This is a genomic window from Pseudomonas fragi (assembly GCF_002269505.1).
GTDB classification, from domain to species: domain Bacteria; phylum Pseudomonadota; class Gammaproteobacteria; order Pseudomonadales; family Pseudomonadaceae; genus Aquipseudomonas; species Aquipseudomonas fragi_D.
On the sequence record NZ_NQKQ01000037.1, the window covers coordinates 23,777 to 34,544 of the forward strand.

General features: G+C 56.5%; 6 protein-coding genes. 3 read left to right on the forward strand and 3 right to left on the reverse strand.

Annotated features, from left to right (window positions below):
* Positions 1–486, forward strand: a complete 486-nt coding sequence (locus CJU81_RS22445) for a glutathione peroxidase (protein WP_095038298.1) — start codon at positions 1–3, stop codon at positions 484–486.
* Between the two features lie 196 nt (positions 487–682).
* Here the strand turns inward: CJU81_RS22445 and CJU81_RS22450 are convergent, their stop codons facing one another.
* Positions 683–3,001, reverse strand: a complete 2,319-nt coding sequence (locus CJU81_RS22450) for a response regulator (protein ID WP_095038299.1) — start codon at positions 2,999–3,001, stop codon at positions 683–685.
* Positions 3,002–3,177: 176 nt separating this feature from the next.
* Here CJU81_RS22450 and CJU81_RS22455 point away from each other — a divergent pair, with 176 nt between their 5' ends.
* The gene (locus tag CJU81_RS22455) at positions 3,178–4,071 is read left to right on the forward strand and encodes an ATP-binding protein (RefSeq protein ID WP_095028525.1); all 894 of its coding nucleotides are present in this window, start codon (positions 3,178–3,180) and stop codon (positions 4,069–4,071) included.
* A complete protein-coding gene (locus CJU81_RS22460; protein WP_095038300.1) occupies positions 4,064–4,546 on the forward strand; it encodes a GAF domain-containing protein in 483 nt (160 codons plus the stop codon). Before CJU81_RS22455 ends, CJU81_RS22460 begins: the two co-directional genes overlap by 8 nt.
* Positions 4,547–4,551: 5 nt before the next feature.
* On the opposite strand, the gene CJU81_RS22465 is transcribed toward CJU81_RS22460, so the two are convergent.
* Positions 4,552–7,506, reverse strand: coding sequence for an HD domain-containing phosphohydrolase (locus CJU81_RS22465; protein ID WP_095038301.1), 2,955 nt, complete (start codon positions 7,504–7,506; stop codon positions 4,552–4,554).
* 79 nt (positions 7,507–7,585) lie between these two features.
* Positions 7,586–10,702: an ATP-binding protein gene (locus CJU81_RS22470; RefSeq protein ID WP_254924918.1), complete on the reverse strand. Its 3,117-nt coding sequence runs from the start codon at positions 10,700–10,702 to the stop codon at positions 7,586–7,588.
* Positions 10,703–10,768 lie beyond the last annotated feature (66 nt).

The following is a 10,768-nucleotide window of genomic DNA, read 5'->3' on the forward strand; positions in this document are numbered from 1 at the left end:
ATGAACGACAACCTGCTCGATATTGCTTGCACCTCGCTTGGCGGTGAGCCAAAAAAACTGGCGGATTACGGGGGCAAGGCGTTGCTGGTGGTCAACACCGCGAGCAAATGTGGTTTTACCCCGCAGTACCAGGGGCTGGAAGCGTTGTGGCAGGCGTACCGGGATCAGGGTCTGGTGGTTCTGGGTTTTCCGTGCAATCAGTTTGGCAAGCAGGAGCCGGGCGACGAAGCGGCCATCTCCGAGTTTTGCGAACTGAATTTTGGCGTGAGCTTCCCGCTGTTCAAGAAGGTCGACGTTAATGGCCCTCAGGCTCATCCTCTGTTTGTACAGCTCAAGAAACGCGCGCCGGGGCTGCTGGGGTCGCAGGGCATCAAGTGGAACTTCACCAAGTTCCTGATTAGTGGCGACGGCAAAAGCGTCAAGCGCTATGCCCCGACCACCAAGCCCGAGGCACTCAGGGCGGATATTGAAGCGCTGCTGCGCTGAACCGAAAAATCGATAAAATGGTAAAGCGGTTTATCTGTAGTCGCTGACGAGTGGAACGAGGCTGCGATCGGCGGCGCAGCCGTCGCAAATCCTGAAAGCCGGATCTGACTGGTGCACCGTTGTGTATGATTTTGCGACCGCTTCGCGCTCGATCACAGCCTCGTTCCACTCGTCAGCGACTACAAAGTTAGCGTCTCTACCAGGCTTTTTGCGGTACCCATACGTCAATCAGCGCAGCCAGCTCTTCGCGGCGGAACGGTTTGGCCAGGTAGTCGTTCATCCCGGCCGAGCGGCAGCGTTCCCGCTCTTCGGGCATGGCATTGGCGGTCAGGGCGACAATCGGCAGCTTGGGCCAGCGTCCGCGATGGCGAATTTGCCGTGTGGCTTCGTAGCCATCCATCACCGGCATGTTGCAGTCCATCAACACCAGATCAAAGGTCTTCTGCTCCAGCCGGCTCAGTGCTTCGCCGCCGTGGGCCGCAACCACCACGTCACAGCCCAGCTTGCTCAGCATGCCCTTGGCCACCAACTGGTTGACCGGGTTGTCTTCGACCAGCAGGATTCGCGCCCGGTGCGCAACAGGCGCGTTGCTTGCGGGAGTATCCTGGGCCTCGTCATCATCCTTGAGCAGCAAGTGTTGCAAGGTCTTGTACAGTGCCTGGCGTGACAGGGGCCGGGCTTTTTGCAGCAGCGGCGCCAGCGCATTGACCTGCTCGCCGGGCATGAAGTTGCCATAGGCGGTTACCAGCAGGATTGGTGCACTGATGGCCGGGCGCAGGCCAAACAGGCATTCGGCACAGTCGGTTATCAGCAGTTGAGGGTCGGTGCCGATCAGCGAGTCGTCCAGAGAGTAGCGCGTGTAGTCCAGGCCCCACAGGGGTAAAAAGCTGCCGAGCATCTCACTCAGGCCACTGCTTGATGCACTGACCACAATGACTCGCCCCGACAACGGCTTTGGCTTGATTGCGGGGGTATGGCAGGGCAGGGGCAGTTCGGCGCAAAACTGGCTGCCAAAACCGACTTCCGAGCTGATGGTCAGCCGGCCGTGCATGGCAGCGCACAGGCTGTTGGTCAGGGTCAGCCCCAGCCCGGTGCCACCAAACTGGCGGGTGATGCCGGCCTCAGCCTGGGTGAAGGGGCTGAAAATTCTTGCCTGGGCTTCCTGGGCGATGCCTATGCCGGTGTCGCAGACCTCGATACGTACCTGATCGCCTTGCGCGCTGAGGCGTACATCAACCCGTCCGAATCGGGTGAATTTCAGCGCGTTGGACAACAGGTTGCTGACGATCTGCCGTACCCGGGTCGGGTCGCCCATGACCAGCGCCGGAAATTGCGGGTCGATCAGACACGTCAGTTCCACACTGGGAGCGGCGTTCTGCGACAGCAGGTTGGCGGTATCTTCAATCAACGTGCCCAAGTCGAAGGCAATATGCTCAAGCTCCAATTGGCCGGCGTCGAATTTCGACAGATCGAGAATGTCATTGAGTAACTCGACCAGAACCTTGCCCGAGTCATGGGCAATTGACAGTTGCTGGTGCTGCTCGGCATTCAGCGGGCTGTCCAGGCACAGCGCCAGCATGCCCAGCAAGCCATTGAGCGGGGTGCGTATTTCATGGCTCATGTTGGCCAGGAACGCCGATCGCGCCTGGGCCATTTCCAGGGCGGTACTGCGCGCGGCTTCAAGCTCCTCATTGGAGTGGCGCAGTTGCTCGTTGCTGGCCTCCAGTTCCTGGGTGCGCACAGAAACAATGGTTTCCAGCTGTGCCAAATACTCGGTCAGGGTATTTTCGGCGCGTCGCCGGTATTCCATCTCACGGGCCATGGCCTCGAATTGCTGATTGGCAGCGTTGACCAGTACGCCAATTTCATCGTTTTCGTGGCCGCTGGGGCAGTGCACCTTCGACTGGCCAGGATCTGCGGGCTTGCCGTCACTGATCTCACGAATCACCCGTACCAGTGGCTTGGTCAGCATGACGTAAAACAGACCCAGAAGAATAAAGGTCAGAACGATGCTGCGAATAAAACCGCTGAGCAGTGTGACTTCGGCCCGTTGCAAAAACCGCTTGCCGAAAGGGTAGGTATCCACCTCAAGGTGCAAGACGCCCACGCTTTGTTCGGGCAGGTGATTGAAGTACAGTCGCTGGTCAAATGAACGGTTGGCGCCAAACAGAAAATCGCTCAGGGGCCGATAGCGGCCGGTTTCAGGTTGGTCCTGCACCGCTGACAGCAGCAGATTGTCGTTGTCGAGCAGTTGGGCGGCGGTGATCGCCGGTGAGCGCAACAGCCCCTGCAACAGCTCTTGGGCAAGCTCCGAATCAAGGTTATAGGCAATGCGTGATGCCGGGTTGTGGCTGATGTCGAGCAGCGACTGGATTTCGCGATCGATGGCGGCATTTTCGCTGGCATAATCGATGCCGATTTGCAGCAGGCTAAGCAGGGTCCCCAGAATCAGACCGACCAGCACAGTCAGTTTTGCTTGCTTGAAAGACAGGCGGCGGGTGAGTTTTATGTCCATGGGGGTGTTGCACCTGTTTCCATTTCCTTGCGGCGTGCAAGAGTAGTCGATTCATCGGGTAACCGGCAGGCATTACTGTGGTATTTGCGACCTGTCAGTGTGAGTAATGTCGTGGCTTGAGCGGAATGCCAATCATATCAATGCGCCATCATTGTGTATCAGTCTGAGGGAATGTAGTGAATTCTAATCTGGATGCATTTCTACAACGGGCCGAAGCGGTCCTCGCACGTCTTGAACCCTTGCTGCCTGCACAGCGTGAGCCGATCGAGTGGCAGCAATGCCTGGCGGCCCGGTGGCAGCGCGAGGGGCGAACGGGTTACCTGATGCCGTTGCAAGTCAGCCTTGAGATGCGCCTGTCAGACCTGATTGGCGTCGATAACCAGCGCGATCAGTTAGCTCGCAACACCAAACAGTTCCTTGATGGGTTGCCGGCCAACCACGCCTTGCTCTGGGGTTCGCGTGGCACTGGCAAGTCCTCGATCATCCGTGCGCTGCTGGCCGAATATGGCAGTGCAGGGCTGCGCCTGATCGAAATCGAACGCGATCACCTGGCTGACCTGCCGCGCGTGGTCGAGCAGTTGCAGGGCTTGCCTCAGCGGTTTGTGCTGTTTTGCGATGACTTGTCTTTTGAGGCCGGTGAAAGTGATTACCGGGTGCTCAAAAGCGTGCTCGATGGCTCTCTTGAGCAAGCGCCGGAGAACGTCCTGCTTTACGCCACGTCGAACCGCCGTCATCTGGTGCCTGAAAAGGAAAGCGATAACGAGAACTGGAAGAACGTCGACGGCGAGTTGCATCCCAATGAAGCTGTGGAAGACAAGATTGCCTTGTCTGATCGTTTTGGTCTGTGGCTGTCGTTCTATCCCTTTACCCAGGATCACTTTTTGAGCGTGGTCGAGCACTGGATCGATGTTTTGGCCGCCAAAGCCGGTTTGCAGTGGCAGCGCGACGAGGCACTGGATATTCTGGCGGTGCGCTGGGCGACCGGGCGTGGCAACCGCAACGGCCGCTGCGCCTATCAGTTCGCGCGTTATTGGGTGGGTTTGAAATTGTTGGAGCAAGTGAATGATTGATTTGAACGCCACAGGTGCAGGCCTGAACGGCTACACCCTGTTGCAGGCTCAGTTGGAGTCGTTGTTGGCAGATGAGCGTGACTTTATTGCCAATGCTGCACAGTTCTCGGCGTTTTTGTATCACCAGCTCGATGATCTGAACTGGGCCGGTTTTTACCTCAACCGTAACGAGGAACTGGTACTGGGCCCGTTTCAGGGCCAGATTGCCTGTGTGCGTATCCCGTTCGGGCGTGGCGTATGCGGGGCTGCGGCAGCGAGCCGGCAAACACAGCGGGTTGAAGACGTGCATGCATTTGCCGGGCATATCGCCTGCGACAGTGCCTCCAACAGTGAACTGGTCGTGCCGTTGATCAAGGACGGTCGCCTGATCGGCGTGCTCGACCTGGACAGCCCGAGCATCGGGCGCTTCAGCGAGCAGGACCAATTGGGTATTGAGGCCCTGGCGGCGATCTTTTTGCGCTTGAGCGAGTGCTGACAGCGTCAGCTTTTTAGCCCGGCCTTGAGCATCAGCGCATCGATATCGACCGTATCGATTTGTTGAGGGTCAAGGAACTGCCGGGCGTACTGCAGGTAAATCTGTTCGTGCAAGAACAGTGCGAACAACTGCGGGTCAATATGGGCATCGTGGCACATGGCGGCCATGATGCTCAGCGCTTCACTCAAGGTTTTGCTGCGTTTATAGGGGCGATCCGACGCGGTTAATGCCTCGAAAATATCGGCAATTGCCATCATCCGTGCTTCCAGACTCATTTCCTCGCGGGTCAGGCGTTTTGGATAACCGCTGCCATCCATTTTTTCGTGATGCCCCCCGGCGATTTCGGCAATGTTGCTTAAGTAGGCGGGTAGCGGCAGGCTGCTGAGCATCAGGATGGTTTGCACGATGTGATTGTTGATGATGTAGCGCTCTTCGCTGGTCAAAGTGCCGCGCCGGGTGCTGAGGTTGTACAGCTCGCCACGGTTGAATTTGTAGGACGGTACTTCGAGCTTGAAGCCCCAGGGGTTTTCGGGATCAATCAGCTCGGCTTCGGGGCGAGTCAACAGGTGCTCGGGTTTGTCGGCCAGCAGCGACTCGGTCACTGGCAAGGCTTGCTCCTTGCGGGTGGCCTGGCGTTTGTTTTCTTCCCAGGATACGCCCAGACGGTCATCCAGCGTGCGGGTCCAGGTACGGCGTGCAATGGCGTTCAAACGTTGCAGGTCTGCCTCCATCATGGCTTCACCGCCCAGATTGCACTGGGCGACAAAAGTGAAGTCATTATCCAGCTCGGCCAGGCAGGCATCACGCAGTTGCGTCAGGTGTTGATCGTCGCCCCCCATGGCCCTTGCCTGCCAGTAGTTGACCCAGGCATCGCGCTTGAGCACTTCAAAGCGGGTGCGGATTTCGTGAATACGGTCGTACAGCGTTTCAAGCTTGGTGGCCTTGTCGACCACATACTCCGGTGTTGTGACCTTGCCGCAGTCGTGCAGCCAGGCGGCGATGCGCAGCGCTTCCCATTGTTCATCCGAGGGGTCGTACTGTTCAAAGAAGGGTTGCTGGCTCGCCGCAGCCGCCTGTGCCAGCATCAGGGTCAGGGTTGGAACCCGTTGGCAATGGCTGGCGGTATAAGGACTTTTGGCGTCGATGGCCCCCGCCAGCAGTTGGATCAATGCATCCAGCAACTCTTTCTGGCGCGCCTGCAGGCGCTGGCTTTCAATAGCGACAGCAGCCGTACCGGACACAGCCTGAATAAAGGCAATCCGGTCAGCGCGCAAGTGATCCTGGTCGTCAGTCGAGCCACTGTCGTTCAACACCAGCACAAGAATGCCCACTGTTTCGCCCTGGCGGTTGTGCAGACGAATGCCGATCAGGTGGATGCTCTGGCTGCCAAGTTGATGCATCACTGACTGCAAGTCACCCGCCTGCTCAAGGCTGAGTGAGCGGGCGACACTGTCATGACCTTCGAAAAGCGCTCGCAGCCACTCCGGGCTCTGGCTGTCGTCAGGCTGCAAAACTGGTCTGGGCTGGGCGGCCAGATCCTGGGGTTGGCCGTTGATGATCAGGCCTTTCAACTCCAGTTGGGTGCTGTCGTTTTTTGTCAGGTAGATCAGACCAGCTTCTGCCTGGGCAATCTTGAGGGTCTCGAACAGTACGGACTGCAGCAAGGGTTCAAACCGGGTATGGGCCGAGAGGCTGGAGGTGATTTCAAAAAAACTGGCGAGGGTTTCTTTCATGCGGCCCATGGACGCCTGCATCTGGTCGATTTCGAGCACGGGCGATTGTTGGGTGAATGGATAATTGAAATCGAACCGTCGAACCGCATCGGCTTCGCGCACCAATCCGCGCAAGGGCCTTACCAGCAACCTGGAAGTCACCCAGCCCATGGGCAGGCACAGCAGCAGGGCGCCCAACGTCACCAGGGCACCTTGCCAGCGCAACTGATAGGCATCGGCCAGTAGTTCGTCTTCCGGGACCATCATTGCCAATTGCAAGCCACTGGTACTGCCGTCGTCCACTGTGAACCGCGAAACGATCCATTGGCGCTGGCCGTCGTTCAGGCGCTGCTGAGTATCTGCTCCCTGATTGATCAGCAGCTCAAGGGCCGGGTTCAGCTCCGCAACTTTGGGCAGTTTGGCAGGGTCTCTGGCGTTCAATAACTTGTTGAAGTCCGGGTAAGCGACGGCCCGCCCATCATCGCCAAACAGCACAATCTGTGTGCCGGGCGTGGCTTGATGGTCGGCCAGGGTGCTGGAAAGTTGCGAAAGCGTTACATCGGCTCCCATTACCGTATTGGTCGTACTGCGTTTGGCGAGTGTCGTACCGACTTCGTGGGTGGAAAAAAACAGATAGGGGCTAGTGGTGGTTTGATTCTTGTCGGCATGCGCCTGAATAAACCAGCTGCGCAGACGAGGGTCGTAAATTTCATCGGGGATGTTGCGTTGTTCTAGCTGAGTCAGATTTGCATCCAGGTACAATTTTTTTGACTCAACGCTGCCTTGCCGGGCTGAACGTTTTATCGACCACACTTCGAAGCTGGCTTGTGGCGGGGCTTTCATCTGGAGCCGAATCTGTTGATTGCGCAAAGGCCTGACCAGGAAAAAATTGCCGTTGTCATCGCCCAGGTAAAGGGCGGAAAGTGTGTGGTTGTCTTCAAGTGCCTGGACAAAGGGCTGTAACAGTCCGGTTCGAAGCTCGACCTGGTCGGTTGTGGCTGCGGAATCAAGGATCAGCAGGTTGAGCGCATGCCGTATGGGTTGATAGGCATCCAGCAGGTCATCCTGGACAGCCTGTTCTATAAAGCTGAACAACTTTTGGCTGCTGTCGAGAATGATGTGGGTGGTTTGCTGGTAATTGAAGACGCCCAGTACGACGCCCAGCAATAGCAACAGAAATGTGAACATCGCACTTATGTGGGCATGCAACGGGTACTGGCGCCGATGGGAGTGCGCACTGTTGCGCATAAGCTGATTCTCCGCTGATAAAAGCGTGCTGGTGCCTGTAAGCATAGTAAAGTCGGGTCAACCTGCCTTTGATTGGCGCTCAGGTGTTCTTTGTCAGCGATTCAAGTTGCAGGGTCAAAGCCTGTCCCAGTGCGCGCATGGAGGCCTGCACTTGATCGCGGGCTTGCAAGAGGTTCGGGGGCGTAGCTTGCTCCAGTGCTTCGCAGTCGTTGATCAGGCTTTGGGCGCCCACGATGCGGGCAGCGCCTTTTATCCGGTGAGCAATATCGACAAACGCCTGCATTTCCCCGTTGTCCGGTAGCTCAAGCAACGTCTTTAAATCCTGGCTGTTGCTGCGCAACAGTTCTTCCAGCAAGAGTTTTGTCCGTTCGTTGTCGCCGCCTGTAAGCGAGCTGAGGGAGTCGGTCTTGAAGACATCCGGGCAGTTGAATCGTGGCTCAAGTTTGGCCAGTCGCTGACTCAACAGGGTCAGGCTGATGGGTTTGAACAGGCAGTCGTCCATTCCTGCCTGCTTGCAACGCTCCCGTTCTTCGGGTTGGGCATTGGCAGTAAACCCCAGTACGGTACATGGCCGTTGGCAGGATGCCTGCTCATGCTTGCGTATGGCCCGAGTCAGCTCATAGCCATTCAGGACAGGCATGTTGCAATCTGCGATGACCAGGTCGAATTTGCCTGCCTTCCAGGTTTTAAAACCTGCGGCGCCGTCGTGCTCGGTGGTAAACCTGTGCCCTAAAAACCCAAGCTGCTGGCACATCAGCAAGCGATTGGCCGGGTGGTCATCCACCACCAGCACGTTTAGCTGGTGAGTTGCAGGATTGATTGAAGGTTCTTGCGTGATGGTGCCCGGAGACGGTGCCAGGGTCGGCACTTCAAGGTTTATCTGAACCTGAGTACCTGCATTTTTCTGGCTACTCAGTTCCAGGGTGCCGCCCATCATTTCGCACAGGCTACGGCAGATGACAAGGCCTAAACCCGCGCCATTGAGCGCCAGTTGCCCGCTGCTCTGTGCCTGGGCGAAGGGTTCAAACAGGCGTGCCTGATCACGTTCGCTGATTCCGATGCCAGTGTCTTTGACACACAAGTGCAGTTCAATCCGCTCAGGGGTGCTGGCTTGCAGCAAGTTGATTTCAAGCGTCACCTGGCCTTGTTGAGTGAACTTGATCGCATTGCTGATCAGATTGGTCAGTATTTGCTTGAAACGAAGTGGATCGATCAGTACGTCGGGTATATCGCCCGCTGAGTTGAAGCTCAGGGCGAGCTTGAGGTTTTTTTGTCGCGCCAGGCCATCAAAAATCCGAATCACGGAATTTGCCAGGTTGCGCAGATTGACCCGTTCCGGGGACAGGTTCAGACGGCCGGACTCGATACGAGCAATATCAAGAATATCGCCTATCAGCTCCAGCAGGTCTTTGGCCGAGTTATAAGCCACTTCAATGGACGGGCGGTCGAGATGGCCATTGTCGGCGCGCTTGAGTGTCAGTTCTAGCAAACCTATCACTGCGTTCATCGGTGTACGAATTTCATGGCTCATGGTTGCCAGGAAGGTGCTTTTTGCCCGGTTGGCATCATCTGCCAGCTCCTTGGCCGTGCGCAGCTCATCCAATAACTGGTGACGTTCACTGATATCAATCCAGCCGCCGATGATGCCCTGTACTTCTCCCAGCGAGTCCCGATAGGGAAGAATCCAGTGGTAGATAGTGAGCGTTTTTTCGCCGATTTTCAGCGGGCGATCCATCACCAGGGGAGTGCCTTCACGCATGACACGCAAGTAGTCGGCCTGATAGTCATGGGCTTCACACTCGTTGCTGAGGAGGCCGCAGGTTTGCATCACGGTCTTGCCTATGACATCTTCGCGCCTGGCTGAAAAGACCTTCAAGTAGCTGTCATTGCAGGTTTTCAGATTACCTTCGCGATCACGCACATAAATCGGATGAGGCGTGCCGTTGACCAGCGCACGCATGAACTCGAATTGATCACTCAAGGCGCGTTCGGCCTTTTTCCGTTGGCGGATCTGGCGCCGCATGTAGGCATTCCAGATCAGGGACAGCAACAGTAAAAGGCTGGTGCCCATGATGACCTGATAGATCAGGCGATGGTAATTGCGCCAGTAGCTGTCAGATGCCGGGACGTAGCCGCGCCAGCGACTGTTGATAATGCCCAGCTCATCAGGCGCGATACTCAGCAGTGCTTTGTTGAGGATTGAGGACAACTCGCTGGCATCCCGGGCGGTGGCGAGGGAAAACATGGCGGGCTGGGTGCCGATAGTGGCGCTGATTTGTAACCGGTCCTGAAACAGTCGCGAGGCCAGCAGGTAGTTGGCGATGACCAACGTATTGACCGCACCTTGCACTTTCTCTTCGGCCAGCAATTCTGTGGCGCGATAGATATCCTCGGTTTCTACCAGGGTTATCTGCGGGTATTGACTGCGCAGGTAATCGGTCAGGGGATTGCCTCGGGTCAAGGCCAGTTTTTTACCCGCAAGTTGTTCAAGGCTCGCCGTTTGCTCATCACCTTTTGCCGTGAGCAGGACAAAGGAATTCGTCAGATAGGGGCGAGTGAAGCTGAGGGCCTTTTCTCGGGAGGCTGAAGGACTTATGGCCGAGATAATGTCCGTTTCATGCCGATTGATCATTTGGATCATGGTGTCGAGGCTGTTCGCGCGTTGTATTTCGAAACGCAGCCCCGTGCGCAGACGGATCATCTCCAGCAGGTCGGCAGTAATGCCTCTGAAATCCCCGCTGGCATCAAAAAACGTCAGTGGTGCCATGGTTTCGTTGACCGCGACTTTGACCACGGGATGCTTGAGCAGCCAATGGGCTTCTCGCTCGGTAAGCTGCAACTTCTGATCGGACATTAAAATGTCACTGCCGGCGCTCCAGCGTTTGGCAATGCTTTCTTGTTCACTTTTGGGTACAGCCTTGAGTGTGACGTTGATGATGCCTAACAGGGGTGAATTGTCCCGACGCACTGCAAAGCTGAATCCCTGCGCTTCGTGTTTGCCAAAATTGGCCATCTTGATGTTTTTCAGATACCCCTTGTTGATCATGTAATGGGTCGACACAGTGTCCCCCAGAAAAACATCCGCCTGATCGAAAGCCACGGCATTAATGGCATTTTGATAAGACGGATAGGACAGGATGATTGCCCGGGGATAAAGTGCTTTTACCTCCTCCAGGGGCAGGTAGGGCGGTCTCAAGGAACAAGTGCAACAGTCAGTTAATTTTTCTGAGCATGCTAATCACGAAACTGGGCATTCCCGCCT